This window comes from Mogibacterium timidum ATCC 33093 (assembly GCF_000525775.1).
GTDB lineage: Bacteria > Bacillota > Clostridia > Peptostreptococcales > Anaerovoracaceae > Mogibacterium > Mogibacterium timidum.
The window spans coordinates 1-17,597 of the sequence record NZ_JALU01000021.1 but is presented as its reverse complement, the minus strand read 5'-3'; the positions used below and the strand labels follow the sequence as shown (position 1 = coordinate 17,597).

The window sequence follows — 17,597 nt, the reverse complement described above, 5'->3', positions numbered from 1 at the left end:
TTGCGAAACTGAGTGTAGTGTTTTCAAGCGGTTCAAGGACTATCGCTCTAACACTCTTTCGTGCGTTTCTTCACTGTTGAGTTTTCATCAAAATCCGGTTATTTTTTTATGTTTTTTGTATAAATCTAACGATTTTCCACCGGTTTCCGTTAATTGATCGATTATAGATACCTGAGGCTTTTCGCTATGTTTTAAAAAAAATGCATATTTTTGTTTGATATTTCCTCGGCCTTCTCCGGAATTTCAGCGTAATAGTTATGACTTTTTCGAGTTAAATCACTATTTTTAAATCATTTTGCTATTCACAGCAGTGACAACAAAACACCTGTTTTTATAATTATTCGCATATTCGCAACTTTTACATTATTTCGCAGCTGCATCTCACAAGGCAGGGCATACACGCTTGTGTATTTTTGTATATTTCCGTATTTATATTTTTGTCGATGACTACCGCAGCTTGGATATGATACAATCCACTTGAAAGATATTGAGTATTCAGTATTTTTGAGAGGAGTATTAACAAAATGAAGAAGCTATACAAATGCAACCGCTGTGGAAACATCGTAGGCAAGGTATACGATGGTGGCGGCACACTGGTATGTTGCGGAGAAGAGATGGACGAGTTAGTGCCTAAGACCGCCGAGATGGCAAATGAGAAGCATGTTCCTGTAGTTGAATGCAATGGCAACCTAGTTACTGTTACCGTAGGAAGCACACTTCATCCAATGACGGAAGAGCATCACATTCAGTTTATAATCCTGGAGACAAATCTCGGTTTCCAAAGGAAGAGCCTCAAGTCCGACGGAGCACCTGTTGCTACATTTGCTGTTCAGGATGGTGAAAAGGTCGTTGCGGCGTATGAGTACTGCAACCTGCATGGATTCTGGTTTAATGAACTAAATTAGCAACATTTGTCGCGAGTATCGCAAAGCCGATGCTGTCCTGATGCCGGGTTAATGAATCAATCAGCAACACATCAACACATTAGGACAATATTGCCGGTGAAATACTGCAAGACAGCGGGCAGCGATATCCCCGCAGTCCCTAACTTATAGCAATTGTGTGTAAATGTGTGTAAAATGAGCGGAAGGCCACGCCTTCCGCTCATTTATCCTCACTTCGCAGTGCATATGCACCCGCTTTACAGAGCATAGATTGGCTTAGCCCGGCGGCCAAGTCATCTTTCTGCGGCCCAGAATATGGATATGCAGATGCTGCACAGTCTGCTGACCATCCTCTCCTGTATTGATAACGGTTCTGTAGCCATTATCCAGCCCTTCCCGAACTGCTATCTCCTTGATTTTGAGCATCATGTGTCCCATCAGCCTCATGTCATCGGCCGTTAAATCATTTAGAGATGCTATATGCTTCTTAGGAACCATAAGTACGTGTACAGGTGCCTCCGGAGCAGCATCACGGAAAACCGCGATCAGGTCATCTTCGTAAACCACATCTGTAGGAATTTCTCCATTTGCAAGCTTACAGAAAATGCAATCTTCCATACGACTCCTCCTTTCTAGACCACTTCTGCCAAGCAGCCTTCTTTGTAGATGGCGACCAGTCTAACCTCTGCGAATTCGCCCGCGGCCAGCTTGCGCTCCCCGTCTCTAATATACACCTTTATGTAGTTTGATGTATATCCTGTCGCATAATCTTCTTCAAAAGTTTCAACAAGAACTCTCTGTACTGTTCCGAAATTACGTGACTGATATTCACAAGCTACGCTCTCAGCTTCTTCAATCAGCTTATTGATACGGGCAGTCTTCTCTGTCGGCGTCACCGTTTCCTTATACGCAGCAGCCTCTGTACCCTTTCTAGGCGAGAATTTGAATGCGTGCACCTTGCCGAACTTCACACGCTTAATCAGATCCAGCGTATCATTAAAATCAGCCTCACTTTCTCCCGGGAATCCAACAATTATATCTGTTGTGATCCCAAACATAGGGTCGAATGAGCGCAGCTCGTCAACAATGTCGAGATATTCTGCTCTTGTGTATCTGCGTTTCATCGCCTTGAGGACTTTGTCACTTCCGCTCTGTATCGATAAATGAAGATGCCTGCAAAGCCTCTTGTATTTAACGATTCGCTCTATATGCTCTTTATCTACGACGTTAGGCTCCAGTGAACTCAGTCTTACCCTAAAATCTCCGTCCAGCTCATCAAGCCTCTTCAGCACGGCTTCTATTCCTGTAAGACATACCTCATCTGCACGTCTATCAAATTTGAAGCCTTCTTCGCATCCATATAGAGCTGTATTGATTCCAGTCAGCACCAGTTCCTTGTAGCCTCTTCCTACGAGTGCCTTTGCTTCTATGATGATCTCTTCAAGGCCTCTGCTTCTAACTGTTCCCCTTGCGTATGGAATCTTGCAGTAAGCACAGAAGCGGTTACAGCCTTCCTCAATCTTGATATAGGCTCTCTGCATCTGCGATTCACTTGATACGACTATGCCATATTCCTCATATCCAACAAGCTCGCCGAACGGTAAAACTTTGCTCTCCTTTACAAATCCCTTACCCGCATCACGCAGTGTTAGTTGATATATTACTTCGTCGCAGATAGTAGATTTAAGATTGTTGCCAATCACCATATCGACATCAGGCATCGCCTTAAGCTCTTCACCGGCAGTCTGTGCGTAACAGCCTGTTACGACCATGAGAGAATCCGGACTAAGCTTCTTCATTCTCCTTATATATTTTCTAGACTTGCTGTCAGCTACACTCGTTACAGTGCATGTGTTGATAATGTAGGCATCTGCAACCTCGTCCTCCCCAACAATCTCCGCTCCGTGAGAGGAGAATTCCTCCTTCATCGCCTCTGTTTCATACTGGTTGACCTTGCATCCAAGCGTATGAAAAGCAATTTTCATGTACTTTAACCGTCCTTTACAAATGATGGGTTAAAGTCTAACACACCTCCTTATAGCGGTCAACGAAGCCAGTGTCAGGAATGCGGTAATCAATATTACTATATATGCGAATAGTGAGGCTTCATCACCGGTTCTAGGGATTGTAGGTGGAGCTACTATGATTGTCTGGTCGCGGTTATTGACATCCTCGTGAGCAGCTATCAGCTGTCCCTTGTCATCGTACACTCTTTCAAATGCCACAAGCTCTCTGCCAGCTAGCTTGGATGTGTTTAGCTTAAATTCCACCAGAACCGTCGAAGTTCCTTCACTCGTAAATGTCGTACTTCCTGTCACTGCCTTGCCATCCTCTTCATATGGCTTCCCGGTTGATTTGTCAATTAACACCCCTCGCGCTGTATAACTGCGCCCTCTTATCAAGTTCTCGTACTTAATCGAATCTATCAGCGACGCGAATTTTGACTTACCTACCAGTTTGACTCCGTCTTTCCCCGTCAGTTGAGTGCCCACGCGCGGATAACGCACAGATTGGCTTTCGTCGTTAATATCTGCATGAACAGCCACAGGAACATTCTCATGAAGCAAAGTTTCAAATACCACTGTCGTCTTATCTTGACGCAGCCTTGAATCATACCGGAACTCCAGCTCTATTTCGCCGCTCGGATGCTCTGCCAAAAACTCCTTTTCGGATGTTATTTCATTTCCATCCTTGTTCAGAATAGGCTTCTTGCGATCCTTATCCATAAGTACGCCGGACACTTTGTATCTCTTACCCACAACCAGATTAGAATATTTAACCTTATCAACTACCAGCTCCTCCTTGCTCGGGGAGCCCGTATTATCCCCGGAGTCCGCGGAATGCGCCTCTGTCTTGACTGCGGGATGATGCAGCGTCTGATTACTATCCTGTAAATCACGATGGTTTGCGATTTCCTTGCCTCTGTATTTTAGCGTTTCAAATATTACAATATTCTTGCCGCCCAACTTGGTCGTATCGAGTTTGAATTCTACTTCAACATGACCTGAGGCGATGCCGTTCTCTATGTTAGAGTTCTGTGCAGTTGCTGTAAATTCTCTGCCGGCAGTGATCTTCTTACCGTTTTGCTCCAACGGCTTTCCCGTACTCTTATCCATTACGATGCCTTCAACGGTATATGTCTCACCTTCATACAGCCCTGTAAAGCTTACTATGTCGCGAATAGTTGTCTCCGGACCGTACATAGCCACCGAATCCTTAGTTGCCACATCTATAGCCCTGGTGCCAATCTTAGGTATAGCAGGATTGTTAACATGAGACGATGGAACACCTGAGTTGAAATATACAACTGAACCTGTTCCGTCTCCATCAATTTTCTTGGTATAAACGGTCTTGTCAAGCAGATATCCTGCAGGAGCTTTTGTCTCACGAATTGTGACGGTGCCCCTAGGAATTACGGCATCTCCCTGCTCGGTCACGAACAGCTCGTCGCTGCCCTTTACCAGATTCTTAGCTCTAAGCTCAGCGACGTATTTGCCGGAAGCATCCTTGCCCGTTCTTAGCTTCCAAGTGCGAATTGCTTTTACATTGTCCAGCTTGCCAATGGTGTCGTAGTATTTCACCTCAAACTCTGCGCCTGTCATGTCTCCGGGGTTCATATAACTGTCACCACCGGATTTCTTCTCGAGGAAAATCTTGACCGGGGCGAATACCGGTGTGTCATACGACTTGACGATACTGGTCGTATCAGCCTTGCTTTCAACCGAATATACTGTGTGATCCAGTTCGTATCCAACCGGAGCCGTTGTCTCCTTGACGGTATACTTCCCCGGCTTTACATCTATCGACCCTGTCTTGCCATTTTGGTCCGTCGTCAAAGTTCCCACAACGTTGCCGGCTTCATCATATACTGTATAGACTGCTCCTGCGAGTGAATATGCTCCTGCGCATTCGCCGGTAATCCTGACGTTATTGCCAACTGCCTTGATGACCTCAATTTTTCCATAAGGTCTGAGCCCCCATGCGAGCATCATTTGAGCGCCATTAGTCGGGGATGCCAGATACGTTCTAAAGTTATCAGGAATTGTCCCCGAATAGTTCTGAGCGTCACGCATCATCCTGTCGGTCAAAGGCTTGGAGAAGGCTCTCTCGTGAGCGATCCTGCCGTTAGCTCTTCTAGCTGCGCAGACAAGAGCAAAATAATAGTCAAGTTCGTTGTAATTGCTCTTCTGCCAGGTATCGATGCTTGCCAGGTATGCAATCTTGGCAAACAGTGTACCGGCATCCTTCCTCGCCAATGATACCGCCTGTCCCGTCTCGGCTGTCTTCCAGTTCTTGCCATCGGCACAAGCTGCATCATGGATAACACCGCCTATGTTGAGCTTAAATATACTTGCATGATTGTGGTGGTTGTCCTTGTACTGTTTGTGCCATGTCACCGTGCCGCTGGTATATTCATGCTCTGCACTGGCCGGCGCAGCCATCCTTTTTACATTCATAGTAATGCGAGTGCTGATTCTATCATACGAGAATGCTTCGGGAATCGAATCGAGGCTTGCGGTGTTGTGAACTGAACCTCTTCTACCCTTAGTACCGTCAAACTCACCTGTTAGAACAATATTGGATTCAGCCTTTTGTCCTCCTGCGCTATCGCCAACTGCGGATCTTCCAGCTGTACCTTGGTCAGCTTCGCTTCTATAAGTCTTAATCACGAAGCTCGCATCTCCGCCGGTAAGACGTATATTTATGCGTCCTTCCTGTTTGTTGCTCCTAAAGCTTGTCGCAGAGCTTCCTGCCATATCAAGATCACCATACACATTAGCGCCCGCGGACTCACCCTCTGCTGTCATATTAAATCCTGTACCAGCTTCATTGCTGTAACTGATCTGAAACTCCTCGCCCGGACGCGCGTTCTTGATGAAGGTTCCGCCGGCGTCCAAATCGGAACTGATCTTGCTTCCAACCTTTGTTATCGACAACCTTGACCCGGCATTCGTCAATTTGACCTGCAGTCGAGCAGTAGCGTCAGGCGGAATGATATTTACACTTCCGTCCGGAGCCGCTCCGGAATTAAGTGCAAATACTCGCGATGTGCCGAGCAATAGAACCAGACACAGCATGAATGTAATACATCTATATAATCTTCTGATATTCATTGCGCACCTCAAGTCTGAAAACCTAGTTACCTTCACTGTTGACCGGTGCCATATCTTCAAAACGCGCCCCAAGGAGCTTGGATAACTCCCTCGCTTCATCTTCATGTAAAGTAATACCTCTGCTCATATGCTCGTGCTCGGCATCCCAGTCGCGAATATCAAACTTGGGACTTCGGTCATTCCATTGGATAAGGTTGAGTTCCTTGCTCCAATTGTTTTTGTAGGTTGCGAGCACTCCGATGTGATCCAAAATCTTGTACGTTACACTTCTTTCACTATTAGTTGCCATTCTAAAACTCCTTCCATTTATACACGGTGCAGCTGCACCTCACTTATTTGTAGGCAAATTATATGACTCTATCGGTTGCTCAACAATGCAAGAAATGCACCTTTTATGACGATGCGCGCACTATTAGTGAAGAAATTATGATGCAAAAAATTCGCGAAATTACGGTTGAATTTTATTGATTAAATGGTACGGTTTTAAACCGGACTCGCTTTATAAAGAGTGCAGGGTTATGTACAGATAAACCATTTTATTATATCTGTTTGTAGCTGCACTTCTTAAAATTTTCTTACCGAAATATCAGATTCAAATCAAAAAATTAAAAGGGCCTCTGCACAGAGCGAGGTCCTCAGCGCCTTATGGCGATATTTATATTTAACACACTTATTACGTTTTGATAGTAGCATAAGTGTGCTGGAAAAGGTTTGCTCATGTCATGAAACGCACATTTTTTGTTCCGAATGACACATAGGAGTCTTTTTTTGCGTATTGAGGTGTAGATTTTCTCTACCTGCACACCGGTATATTGTGGCGAGATTTGCACGAAAATCGCGATGGTTTTCGGAAAGTCGGGACGGTGTGAGTGACACAACTTTATTTTCATGGTAAAGTTGTGGATTCCTGCAGGTAGCTTTCAACCGATTTTTAACAGCGATAATGTCGCACCTTCCGCAGCCGCGATTGAAGACTTCCTGTCTTACCTGATCTCGCGCTCGCGGGCATTGCTTTGCTCTGCGCTCGCTGCTTCGACGTAAGAGGCTGCTTCACCCGGAAGGCTTGCACGCTCCTCTCCGGTAAGCTCTCTTATCACCTTTGCAGGACGTCCCACAGCAAGCATCCCATCAGGAATTACCATCCCCTGCGTCACAAGCGATCCAGCACCGATGATACATTCGCTGCCAATGTGAGCGTCGTTCATGATTATTGCTCCCATTCCTATAAGTGTTGAGTTGCCAATTGTACATCCATGGATAAGTGCCATGTGTCCGACTGTAACGTCATGGCCGATGCAGGTCCCGCCGGTATTCGAGACGTGAACAACAGAGCCGTCCTGAATGTTGGTTCTCGCACCGATCACAATCTCCTTACCGCTAGAGCGAAGAACGGAATTATACCAGATATTTACATTCTCACCGAGTTTTATATCCTCCGGATCGCTTATTTGAACGCCATCTGCGATAAACACACTGTCATCGTAGAGTCCCAGTTTTTTTATTTCCTTATTATCCATATTACATAGCCCTCTTTCCAATCATCTAAGATTATCGCCCGTCACCGAAGCTGCTCTCGAGTTCCCAGCCCCTCTCAAGCATCTCGAGACTTTCCTTACGCTCGTCAGTCCTAAATTTGAACAGAAAGCTCATAGTATATGAAACTTTCTGCCAAACTTCCCATAATAAATATGTTAGCTACTTTGCCGCTTTAAGAGGTCCTGTTCTGCTTTCTTATCCATTTTGAACTGCTTTCGGAACTCTTCTACGGAGCTAGGGAGTTTCTTTATGTCGGATTTATTGTAGAGCATGGAATAAGGCGTATCTCTTCTATACGATGATCTGCTATCATTTGGCACCCCCAATATATAATGCCCTTTCTTGGTTTTAAATATGATTCTTCCTTTTATACTCTTATCATTTTTATAATTTCTGCAGCCATAACTGTTAATTATAATTTTTTTACATTAGCAGTATCTTTAAATCCTACCATCCCACTTTCTGTTGGTTTAATAAGATAATTATTGTTCTTTACCTCATATTTGCCAAAGTATATCCATATACGAGGATGGCTACCATCACCGTCTTCATTATAATTCTCTTCACGACGTCTGCTATCATCGTACATTAATACATATGTATTGTCATCTTTAAACTCAAGGTAATATCTTGGATCATCTTTGTCAGGATATTCTAGATACACACCACTCATATATACAGTGTTTTTCTTTATTTCAGTAGTTCTTTTTGGTAACATAACGTCCACCATAGTGGTAATTATAAAAATCAGGATTATACAAACGACAATTGCTTTTTTATGTTCTGTTAGTCTTACCATGACTACACCTCGCTTCAAAGTTAATTACACGTTTCTCCCAATCTATATTATAATATTGTTTACTAACCTCTTTTGAGACCTCAAACTTCGTTTCTTTACCATCACTATCTTTTATTCTATTTCCATTTTTATCATGCTGATAACGAGATTCCTCTCTAAACTGAGGTTCAAAGCTAGGGGTTGACGGTTCAACATCAAGAATCTTATGAACATCATCATTATGACGTGCATAATTGAAACTTGAGCAGTTGACCTTGCCATCCTGTGTAGCATCTTCGTCCAAAAGAGTGAGAAATTTCCCATCGCCATTAATGATAAACTCAGAACGAAATCTATCATTTGTTACAACTTTGAGGTTTATTCCTCCATTTGTGGTGCTGTGACCCTCTGGATAAATAAATTTTCCTTTTTCAGAATCGTAGTACGCTTTTTGATGCAGTCTTGCAGATTCTTCTGCTGTCCAGTTCCAGATTTTTTCTTTTACTATTATAGTTGATCAGCTTTTCTTCATCTGTTCGGCCCTTGTAGTTATCCACTATATACTTTGCTTGCTGATAAGATATTATGTACCTGAACAGATGAATCTGCTTGCCTAAGTTGCCTTTCATCCCGCTCGGATAAAAGGCAGTTTCTACAGTCCCTGCCAGGCTGCGCCAGAATTTATCATCAGAACTCATGGCTTTGGATATCTTTCCTGCCACTGCCCTAAGCTGATTTATCTATGATTTTACCACATACTTCTATTTATTGATATTAACAAAGGATCTTACACATTCTTTAATAAAGAAACGAATTGTGAATTGTATAAATTGATTTAGACACAAAGATATGCTAGAATGTGTGCGTAGATGTATAGGAAATTTATTTTATTATGAGGAAAACTAGAGTGAATACTTTGATTTCCACAAAAGAGTATATAGAGAATGAAATTCTTACCAGAATAAGAAATTGCGTATATGATGAGAATACTATAATTTCAGAATCGAAAATATGTGAAGAACTCAATGTAAGCAGAACACCTGTAAGAGAAGCATTAATTCATCTTTCGGCAAGTCACCTGCTCGACAAGGTCCCTCAAAAAGGGTATAAAGTTAGGGAGTTTGATATAAAAACTAAACTGGACACATACTATGTAATTGCAATACTTGATGCAAATGCAGCTATGCTTTCTCTGGATAATTTAAAAGAAGAGGATTATCTTCTTATGAACGAATATATTGATCTGATGGATATTGACATAAAATATAGAAAATTCGAAAGCTACAACTCTCATCAAGAGGCTTTCCACAATGTCTATGTAAACAAATGCGATAATTATGCACTGATCAAAATATTAGAATATGTTAAATCAAGTATTCCAACTTATCTTTATCATTCAACCGAGGGTGATAAACTGTTTTCGGTATTGAGAGAATTAAACGCACAGCATAGAGAGATATTAAGTCTGATCAAACAAAAGAAAACGATGGAATTAAGAAATTTTCTGGTGAAAAATCATTGGGATGCAGCACATACCGACATGATTTAGCGGGTGCTACGCAAATCGCAAAAGGGTGTCTAAAAACCAATTTCAAGACACCCTTTGATATCAATTAGCATTCTTTCGCTTTTCTTTTGGTATTTCTGAATATCAATGCGGAAGCAACTAATCCTACAATACAACATATCGCTAAGAATATAAATATTTTATTATATCCCAGCGTCAAGCTCCCCGCTTTCTCAGCATTGTCAATCCATCTTCCGAATAAAGCCGGCGCAAAGAAGTCCGATGAGTAACCTACGATTGATACAATTCCCACTGCCGTTCCCATTAATGCAACCGGTATTTTTGCTTCGCTGGCAACTGAAAATATTATGCCATATAACGCCAATCCGAACAGTCCCGGAAGCAAAGAATATAAGCCTATGAAACCTGAACTTACAGAAGATGGAATCAAAATAATTCCTATATATAGCAAGGTTAATATCACGTACAACAACATAAACCATTTGCTTGTAGATTTGAAGACTTTATCCGCTATAATGCCGCTAATAGGTGAAAAAATATAGAAAATATATGAACGAACAATGGATAAATAACCGGACTGCGTAGGTGAAAGTCCAACTACATCAGTTAAATACGGGGTCAAATAACTTGCAGATGAAAACAGCGCATACCCGGTAAATACGATGGCTGAAAACAACCATAACGCCGGATTTCTCAATAAGGCTCCAACCTGATTGAATCTGAATTTTTCATCTTCCGCTTCTTCGCTCCCTCTCGTATCCTTTACGAAAAAGAATATCAAGATAAATGCAACCAATGTGGAAGCTCCATACACATATACTCCCACTTTAAAATTACTTACAGCACTTGCTCCTTCCGATGTGAACTTTAGAGCAATCGTGTTAATCAGTGCGCCCGAAAGTCCGTTACCCATATAATACAGTCCGAACAGAAAGCCCTGCTCACTTTCACTGCCTAACATGCGTATCGTTTTCATCAAAGCGCACCAAAAAAGAAAGGTAGTAGTAAATGCGAATAACAACCAAATGACCAAAGCCAACGAATAAGAATTAACCCTCATGGCAAACATAAATGTCAGTACTGTTGTCGACATAAGCGAGAACAACAAACATTTCTTTGTAGAAAACTTGTCCGATACAATTCCACCGGGTATGTAAAGAAGGGTATTACCTATAGCGTACATCGTGCTCAGAATCCCTAATTGTTGATTCGTAATCATCATGGCATCGGCTTGCCATGTATAAAAAACATACCTTATAAATGGAATTAAATAAATACTTCCTCCCGCAAATCCCAGTGCCATTATACTCAAATATTTTTGTGCTCTACTATTATTCGTGTTCATAGCATCATACATAGCTACCGCTATGTCCTCCTTCTGCGACTTATATCTTTTATCTTTCAGCGAATTCCTCTACACACAACCAATGCATCTGCAATAGTTATGCCATCTTCTCTTACAAACACAGGATTAATATCAAGCTCTAACAAACTCTCTCTCTCTCTGAAGGCAAGATCTGCAATCTTAATTAAAACGTCGATCATATCGTCGATGTTGCATTTAGGAGCCCCTCTATATCCATCAAGTAATTTAAAAGACTTAAGTTTATATAGCATGTTTTCTGCCTCTTTTCTTGAAAGAGGAGCGATAGACAGAGAAACATCCTTAAACAGCTCGACAAATATGCCGCCGAGCCCACACAGAATTGTCGGTCCAAAGCTCTTATCGTTATTGACTCCTATGATCATTTCAACCCCCGGTTCTGCCATCAGGACGACTTGAACACCGTTGATCACAGCTTCCGGGCATTCCCGCTCAGCTCTGTCAAGAACAGTTCTATACGCATGCCTGACGGCTTCTCCAGTATCAAGATTCAAAATTACACCACCTATATCCGATTTATGCAAAATATCCCTGCTGTCAATTTTAACTGCAACTTTAGCTGACGGATTATTGGTCATTCGCCTTATCCTGTCAAAGATTTCAACAGATTCATCTTCACTTTTTGCTAAATCGTATAGATCAAGCTTGATTCCCCTTGCTTCAAGATATTTTTTGCTCTCGTACTCGGACAATGCAATCCTTTCCTCCGATGCCGTCCATTCTTTTTTTAAACCGTCGTCAGGGATGAATTCATAATCCTGAGGATGCCTGAGCGATAGTCTCAAAATATTTGATATTATCTTAAATGCGTACTGGGCAGGCGGTAGAACCGGAACATGGATCCCCTTCAGCTTATTTACATACTCGATATTCCTCGACATTTCAACAAAAGGAACCATGACCATCGGCTTCGTCCACGTATTCCCTGATACTATTTTCATCGACTCGTACATATAGTAAATAGCGTTATCTGCAATCTTATCAAGGAGCGTATAACCAATCGCCACCATCGCAACCTCTGGATCTTTCATCAAAATTTCCAGTGCTTTGGAAAACTTTCCAATGTCATATGACAGAGTTGCAGTTATATCGAGGGGATTGTTGGGATCTGCATAAGGCGGAATAATCTCCTTTATATCGTCCATTGTCTTCTGTGATAAATCCGCATATTCTACACCGTAAATTTCTCCTAAGTCGGCACATATCCCGGTCTCTCCGCCGGAAAGACTGATGGAAGCCAGCTTATGTCCCTTCGGCATATCCTTTAAACACGCAATGGCCTGAGATGTAGAGGTTAATTCTTCTAAATCATCAACTCTGATTACCCCGTACTTTTCAAAAAGCGCATCAAATACATTATCGCTTCCCGACAGACTTCCGGTATGCGATGCCGCGATTTCCTGAGCTTTTCTCGATTTCCCTGTTTTTAATATGACCACAGGTTTATTTTTTACTCTTGCCTTTTTTAAAGCCTTCACAAATGTATAAGGATTCTTAACACCCTCCAAATACATAGCTATAACTCTTGTTTCCTCATCATCCACCAGGAAGTCAAGATAATCGTCCATAGTAACGAGTTTACTGTTACCGGCCGAAATAACATAAGAAAAACCGGTTCCAGGCCTGTCCATCATGCTCAATACTAATTGTCCGCTTTGAGAAATAAAACCAACGTGCCCACGTCTATCTCTTTTGTTTGAAATAAAGGCAAAGGAACTCACCTCGTCAATATAGTTTATAAAGCCAGCACAATTTGGTCCCATAAGAGAAACGTCCAGTTCATCGCATAGCTTCTTGAGGCTGTCCTCCGCCCTTTTGCCTTCAGCCGTTCCTACTTCGCTGTAGCCGCTTGCGTATACTACAGCGCCTCCCGCACCTTTTTTTGCACAGCTTTTAATAATGTCTTCCACTGTTCTCATCGGTGTGCAAATGACAGCCAAATCTATATTATTTGGAATCTCTTCCACGGAATGGTAGCACTTTATACCGAGAACATGATCTCTGTTTGGATTAACAAAGTAATACCTGTCTTTATCCATAATGTCTATTATATTTCGACAGGTATCACCTCCGAAGCCCTCTTGTTCACTTGCACCTATCACGGCTACTCTCTTAGGCCTTAACAATTTGTCGATACTCATATCACACCCCTTGTCTACCGCATTTAACGCTTTTAAACCCTAAATATCAGGCGTGTCAAAAGTATCAGGTCTGAAAAGTTCACGAGCAACCTCTCTGGCAGTCTTCCCTTCGGCCTTCGCTTTTTCATATACAATTCTGATATCTTTTCTTACCAAATCTTCTGTGTCTTTCACGATCAGCTCCGGTTTGCATTCCACAAGCCCGAATACAGAAACCTCATAAATTCTTATTCCCCCCAGATTAACTATGAAATCAACCGCGATATTTACACCTCGCGACTCCAGAATTTTTTCCGCTTCTTCAGTCACCGGAATATTCGCAGCTTCAACAATAAGCTGTGCCTTTACTTGATCTACATTGTCTTCATTGATCACATCCTCTAATGCGGCAGGCACTAAAATATCGCATTCAACATCAAGCCACTCTGAGTTTTTTCTCCAAATATAGTTATCTTCAAAATCGTTCTTATTCAGTTCTCCCTTTGGCATCCTGCCAGCTATCAGTTTTTTGACATCAAGTCCGCTTTGGCATTCAACCAATCCATTGGCATCCGCAATTCCCACTATTTTGTACCCCATCTTATCGAGAGAATTGCACATTGATGCTCCAACGCAACCAAAGCCCTGAACAACAACGCTTCCCGGCTTGTCGTTACCCATAGCCTTCCAAGCTTCATCAAGTCCTGCTGCGCAGCCGTATCCGGTTATCATATCGTACATCAGAAAACCGTCATATTTCTGACCGCACAGATAGTCATGATCCTTAATTCCCTGTTGGATTTTGGGATTATTTCTCATCTCCTGTGTAGCCGGAAGTCCGATGCCCATATCATCAAAGATCTCCAGAACATCCGCATAATCAACACCCAAATCGCCACCCAACGATACTCCTGCTTTAATATAAGGAGCCATCGCTTGGATATATCTTCTGAGTACATCCTTTGCATCAGGCTTTTTGTAATCATATACAATGCCTCCTTTGCAACCGCCTGTTGTCAAAGATTCGCATGCTTTATACTTATAGCCCATTGTAGTAGCAAGTCTCTCAACTTCTTCTTTTGTCACGGTAGGATGCATTCTCGTACCACCGCCACAATAATGGTTAACAAAATTAAAAGCACACAACCATCCTTTAGCATCAGATTCGGTATCATTCCATTCAACAGTCACATAAGGTTTTAATTCTTTCATGGTTGCTCCTCCTGTCCAAACAATTAACGCTTTAATGGTTGCTTTTATTGTATACTTGCATTAAACTATAGTCAACATAAATTAAAATCTTTGATTTTAATTTTATAGCCGCTATTATTCATGATATTTCGACTTGTATCCCTTTGTTTTTAACATGTTTGCTAAAAACACCTAATATATGTATACATGTATTAATTATATTTGGTTGCAAGACAGAGAAAGGAGATTTAAATGATTGAACAAAAAGTATACTATGATTCATCTCGTTGTAAAGGTTGTTTGTATTGTCTCCATAATTGTCCTACAAAAGCGATTTCCTTATCGGGACAAACAAACGAAAACGGTTACGAGATGATATCAATCAATCAAGAGAAATGTGTAAGCTGCGGCACATGTTACGTCGTTTGCCCTGATTACGCACTAACCGTTATTAAAAAAGCAATATGATATGTGGAGGGTGAATTATTTATGAGCAATACAGGCAACTCTGTTATTATGAAAGGAAACGAAGCTCTCGCTGAAGCTGCGATACGCTCCGGTTGCAGGTTCTACAGCGGATATCCTATAACACCTCAAACGGAGATACTGGAATACATGTCCTGGCGTATGTTGGAGGTTGAAGGTGAGTTTATACAGACAGAAGATGAATTATCCGGAATCAATATGATATATGGAGCGAGTGCGACAGGGGCTCGTGTTTTGACAACCTCTGCAGGTCCCGGTTTTTCGTTGCTCCAGGAAGGAATATCTTATCTGGTTGCTGCAGATCTTCCGGCAGTTATCGTAGATGTTGCCAGACTGGGTAGCGGACTCGGAGATATTTTTCAAAGCCAAAGCGACTACGAATTAGCAACAAAAGGGAATGGTCACGGTGACACAATAGTGATCACTCTTACACCTGCATCTGTTCAGGAGACAGTAGATTTCGTCCTGCTTGCATATGATCTCGCAGAAAAATATCGACATCCTGTCTTAATTCTATCAGATGCTGCAATAGGTCAAATGATGGAGGGTGTGGTTCTCCCTGAAATGAGAGAACATGATATTGACAAATTTGATTGGACTGTAAAAGGCTGCAGTAATAATACAGTCGGAAAAAAGATCACTAACGTATCATATTTCTGCGAAGGAGCTTATTATGGCTACGAAAAAATCTATGCAGATAAAATCAAATTGATTTCTGAAAATGAGCAACGTTGGGAATCAGTTCAGGTTGAAGATGCCGATATCGTAGCCGTTGCGTACGGAATCAGTTCAAGGATTTGTAAAGAGGCTGTACAATCCGCACGTAAAGACGGCGTTAAGCTTGGTTTAATTAGATTAAAAACAGCCACACCGTTTCCTGCCAAAGCCTTTGAGCATCTATCCGATCACTGCAAGGGAATATTACTTGTGGAAATGAGTATATCAGCACAGTTAAAATCCGATGTAGTAGTGGCAACAAAAGGGAGACTGCCGATATACGCATATTTAAGCTCCGTTGATGTACCTGAAAGCAGCGTCACAGAGGATATTGCAAAGAAGATTTTAAACGATGATGCAGAGGAGGTGTTAGTTTATGAACCTTAAGGCACCTGACTTAATTATGCAGGGAAATACGTCATTTTGCCCGGGTTGCGGTCATGGCATTATTGGACGTCTGCTATTTGAAAACATTGTAGAGATGGGCTATGAAGAAAATTCAGTTACCGTTGTAGACGTAGCTTGTTGCTCGCTTTTAATGTACTCCACAAATGCGGATTTCGTAGGAGCCGCTCATGGAAGAGTTCTTCCTACAGCTTCCGGGGTTAAGCGTGCCAGAAAATCAAACCTGGTTACAGCATATCACGGCGATGGTGCAGCATATTCAATAGGTATGTCTCACACAGTGTGGAGTGCGATAAGGAATGAAAACATAACGGTAATTGTGGTGAACAACCAGGTGTTCGGAATGACTGGAGGACAAATGGCACCTACTACTCTTGAAGGGCAAAAAACAACATCTTCTCCATCAGGCAGGGATATCAAAAGAAGCGGTCCTCCATTTGATATTACCGAGGCTCTTAAGCCCTATAAAATAGCATATCTTGCAAGAGGAAGTGTTGATACCCCTTCAGATATACGAAAAACCAAAGCCTATATTGCCAAGGGGATTAAAAATCAGATGGATAACAAAGGCTTTTCATTAATCGAAATCCTATCTCCATGTCCTACAAACTGGAATGTTACTCCAATAGATGCAATTCATCATATGAAGAATGTTGTTAAAGGGGTTTATCCGTTGGGAGAGTTTATAAAGGATGGTGAAAAAGTATGAATATTGAGATAATTTGCTCCGGCTTCGGTGGTCAGGGCGTGTTAACTACAGGTATGCTGATGGCATATGCTTTTCACCGTAGCGGTAAAAATATCACTTGGTACCCGTCTTACGGTTCGGAGATGCGAGGGGGAACAGCCAACTGCATGGTTAAAGCGAGCGACAGTGAAATTGCGAGCCCATATGTAAAAAACATAGACATACTTGTTACTTTGAATGAACCTGCAATTACAAAGTTTGAAGGTCAAATCAAATGCGGCGGTCATCTTTTTGTTAATGCCTCGCTTGTTCCTGATGACAGGGAATATAGAGAGGATATTAACGTAACAAAGGTTGATACCGAAGCTCTTGCTGCGGAAGTTAATAATCCGAAGGGCGCTAACATAGCAATGATCGGCGCTATGTTGAAAAAGACTCATATTTTATCTTTTGATGCATATAACGATGCTATGACTAAATATTTTAGCGATAAAGGGAAGTCCGCTTTTACCGCTAAAAATACTGCAGCATTAAAAGCGGGGTATGATTTTGTCTAAAGCTGACGCTCCCATATTAACCGATATATCCGATACCGAATGCAGGGGGCACCTCTCCACTGCAAGAATATTCTGACAAAAAGTACGGCTGTCACACATTTTGTGCGACAGCCGTACTTTTTACTCTTTTGGCGGTCTTTCTCCTATATCGGGATTACTCGATGATCTCCGTTACTACGCCGGAGCCTACTGTTCTTCCGCCTTCTCTG

Annotated in this window: 15 protein-coding genes and 1 pseudogene; 6 read left to right on the top strand and 10 right to left on the bottom strand. The window is 42.1% G+C overall.

Translation table 11 applies throughout. The annotated features are described in order from the left end of the window. The first annotated feature begins 524 nt into the window (after positions 1 to 524). The gene (locus tag HMPREF0581_RS05870; RefSeq protein WP_036381334.1) at positions 525 to 905 is read left to right on the top strand and encodes a desulfoferrodoxin family protein; all 381 of its coding nucleotides are present in this window, start codon (positions 525 to 527) and stop codon (positions 903 to 905) included. Between the two features lie 255 nt (positions 906 to 1,160). On the opposite strand, the gene HMPREF0581_RS05865 is transcribed toward HMPREF0581_RS05870, so the two are convergent. The 7 genes and pseudogenes from HMPREF0581_RS05865 to HMPREF0581_RS08565 all read right to left on the bottom strand — a co-directional run bounded on the left by HMPREF0581_RS05865 (position 1,161) and on the right by HMPREF0581_RS08565 (position 9,010). Then, entirely contained in the window at positions 1,161 to 1,502 is a 342-nt protein-coding gene (locus HMPREF0581_RS05865; protein WP_036381332.1) for a histidine triad nucleotide-binding protein, read from the bottom strand. Positions 1,503 to 1,516: 14 nt separating this feature from the next. Then, positions 1,517 to 2,869 carry a tRNA (N(6)-L-threonylcarbamoyladenosine(37)-C(2))-methylthiotransferase MtaB gene (mtaB, locus tag HMPREF0581_RS05860; protein ID WP_036381330.1) on the bottom strand — a complete coding sequence of 451 codons (1,353 nt, stop codon included), beginning with the start codon at positions 2,867 to 2,869 and terminating at the stop codon, positions 1,517 to 1,519. 30 nt (positions 2,870 to 2,899) lie between these two features. Then, positions 2,900 to 5,998, bottom strand: coding sequence for a VaFE repeat-containing surface-anchored protein (locus HMPREF0581_RS05855; protein ID WP_036381327.1), 3,099 nt, complete (start codon positions 5,996 to 5,998; stop codon positions 2,900 to 2,902). Between the two features lie 22 nt (positions 5,999 to 6,020). Then, positions 6,021 to 6,287, bottom strand: coding sequence for a YdbC family protein (locus HMPREF0581_RS05850; protein WP_009644446.1), 267 nt, complete (start codon positions 6,285 to 6,287; stop codon positions 6,021 to 6,023). A 694-nt stretch (positions 6,288 to 6,981) separates the two neighbouring features. Further along, complete coding sequence (locus HMPREF0581_RS05845) at positions 6,982 to 7,515, bottom strand: gamma carbonic anhydrase family protein (protein WP_051426956.1); 534 nt, start codon at positions 7,513 to 7,515, stop codon at positions 6,982 to 6,984. Between the two features lie 431 nt (positions 7,516 to 7,946). Next, positions 7,947 to 8,333, bottom strand: coding sequence for a hypothetical protein (locus HMPREF0581_RS05840; RefSeq protein WP_036381324.1), 387 nt, complete (start codon positions 8,331 to 8,333; stop codon positions 7,947 to 7,949). After that, positions 8,311 to 9,010 (bottom strand): annotated as a pseudogene (locus tag HMPREF0581_RS08565) (DUF3114 domain-containing protein). Before HMPREF0581_RS08565 ends, HMPREF0581_RS05840 begins: the two are co-directional and overlap by 23 nt. Before the next feature lie 209 nt (positions 9,011 to 9,219). On the opposite strand from HMPREF0581_RS08565, the gene HMPREF0581_RS05825 reads away from it, so the two are divergent. After that, entirely contained in the window at positions 9,220 to 9,861 is a 642-nt protein-coding gene (locus HMPREF0581_RS05825) for a GntR family transcriptional regulator (RefSeq protein WP_051426955.1), read from the top strand. 64 nt (positions 9,862 to 9,925) lie between these two features. Here HMPREF0581_RS05825 and HMPREF0581_RS05820 read toward each other — a convergent pair whose 3' ends face one another. From HMPREF0581_RS05820 to HMPREF0581_RS05810, 3 genes are read right to left on the bottom strand one after another with little or no spacing between them, the layout of a single operon-like run. Beyond that, on the bottom strand, positions 9,926 to 11,197 hold the full coding sequence (locus HMPREF0581_RS05820) for an MFS transporter (RefSeq protein WP_009644431.1): 1,272 nt from the start codon (positions 11,195 to 11,197) through the stop codon (positions 9,926 to 9,928). Positions 11,198 to 11,241: 44 nt separating this feature from the next. Then, a complete protein-coding gene (locus HMPREF0581_RS05815) occupies positions 11,242 to 13,365 on the bottom strand; it encodes an acetate--CoA ligase family protein (protein ID WP_009644445.1) in 2,124 nt (707 codons plus the stop codon). A gap of 39 nt (positions 13,366 to 13,404) precedes the next feature. Continuing rightward, a complete protein-coding gene (locus HMPREF0581_RS05810) occupies positions 13,405 to 14,556 on the bottom strand; it encodes a Glu/Leu/Phe/Val dehydrogenase dimerization domain-containing protein (protein ID WP_036381318.1) in 1,152 nt (383 codons plus the stop codon). A 231-nt stretch (positions 14,557 to 14,787) separates the two neighbouring features. Between HMPREF0581_RS05810 and HMPREF0581_RS09050 the strand changes: the two genes are divergently transcribed. From HMPREF0581_RS09050 to HMPREF0581_RS05795, 4 genes are read left to right on the top strand one after another with little or no spacing between them, the layout of a single operon-like run. Beyond that, positions 14,788 to 15,003, top strand: a complete 216-nt coding sequence (locus tag HMPREF0581_RS09050) for a 4Fe-4S binding protein (protein ID WP_083844344.1) — start codon at positions 14,788 to 14,790, stop codon at positions 15,001 to 15,003. Between the two features lie 21 nt (positions 15,004 to 15,024). After that, a complete protein-coding gene (locus HMPREF0581_RS05805) occupies positions 15,025 to 16,125 on the top strand; it encodes a 3-methyl-2-oxobutanoate dehydrogenase subunit VorB (RefSeq protein ID WP_009644412.1) in 1,101 nt (366 codons plus the stop codon). Then, positions 16,115 to 16,852 carry a thiamine pyrophosphate-dependent enzyme gene (locus HMPREF0581_RS05800; RefSeq protein ID WP_009644387.1) on the top strand — a complete coding sequence of 246 codons (738 nt, stop codon included), beginning with the start codon at positions 16,115 to 16,117 and terminating at the stop codon, positions 16,850 to 16,852. Before HMPREF0581_RS05805 ends, HMPREF0581_RS05800 begins: the two co-directional genes overlap by 11 nt. Further along, positions 16,849 to 17,388 carry a 2-oxoacid:acceptor oxidoreductase family protein gene (locus HMPREF0581_RS05795; protein WP_009644396.1) on the top strand — a complete coding sequence of 180 codons (540 nt, stop codon included), beginning with the start codon at positions 16,849 to 16,851 and terminating at the stop codon, positions 17,386 to 17,388. Before HMPREF0581_RS05800 ends, HMPREF0581_RS05795 begins: the two co-directional genes overlap by 4 nt. Positions 17,389 to 17,597 lie beyond the last annotated feature (209 nt).

What these genes read in the sequence shown, in the direction of transcription:
- HMPREF0581_RS05870 (WP_036381334.1), top strand. Translation starts at nt 525, where the DNA reads ATGAAGAAGCTATACAAATGCAACCGCTGTGGAAACATCGTAGGCAAG.
- HMPREF0581_RS05865 (WP_036381332.1), bottom strand. Translation starts at nt 1,502, where the DNA reads ATGGAAGATTGCATTTTCTGTAAGCTTGCAAATGGAGAAATTCCTACA.
- mtaB (WP_036381330.1), bottom strand. Translation starts at nt 2,869, where the DNA reads ATGAAAATTGCTTTTCATACGCTTGGATGCAAGGTCAACCAGTATGAA.
- HMPREF0581_RS05855 (WP_036381327.1), bottom strand. Translation starts at nt 5,998, where the DNA reads ATGAATATCAGAAGATTATATAGATGTATTACATTCATGCTGTGTCTG.
- HMPREF0581_RS05850 (WP_009644446.1), bottom strand. Translation starts at nt 6,287, where the DNA reads ATGGCAACTAATAGTGAAAGAAGTGTAACGTACAAGATTTTGGATCAC.
- HMPREF0581_RS05845 (WP_051426956.1), bottom strand. Translation starts at nt 7,515, where the DNA reads ATGGATAATAAGGAAATAAAAAAACTGGGACTCTACGATGACAGTGTG.
- HMPREF0581_RS05840 (WP_036381324.1), bottom strand. Translation starts at nt 8,333, where the DNA reads ATGGTAAGACTAACAGAACATAAAAAAGCAATTGTCGTTTGTATAATC.
- HMPREF0581_RS05820 (WP_009644431.1), bottom strand. Translation starts at nt 11,197, where the DNA reads ATGTATGATGCTATGAACACGAATAATAGTAGAGCACAAAAATATTTG.
- HMPREF0581_RS05815 (WP_009644445.1), bottom strand. Translation starts at nt 13,365, where the DNA reads ATGAGTATCGACAAATTGTTAAGGCCTAAGAGAGTAGCCGTGATAGGT.
- HMPREF0581_RS05810 (WP_036381318.1), bottom strand. Translation starts at nt 14,556, where the DNA reads ATGAAAGAATTAAAACCTTATGTGACTGTTGAATGGAATGATACCGAA.
- HMPREF0581_RS09050 (WP_083844344.1), top strand. Translation starts at nt 14,788, where the DNA reads ATGATTGAACAAAAAGTATACTATGATTCATCTCGTTGTAAAGGTTGT.
- HMPREF0581_RS05805 (WP_009644412.1), top strand. Translation starts at nt 15,025, where the DNA reads ATGAGCAATACAGGCAACTCTGTTATTATGAAAGGAAACGAAGCTCTC.
- HMPREF0581_RS05800 (WP_009644387.1), top strand. Translation starts at nt 16,115, where the DNA reads ATGAACCTTAAGGCACCTGACTTAATTATGCAGGGAAATACGTCATTT.
- HMPREF0581_RS05795 (WP_009644396.1), top strand. Translation starts at nt 16,849, where the DNA reads ATGAATATTGAGATAATTTGCTCCGGCTTCGGTGGTCAGGGCGTGTTA.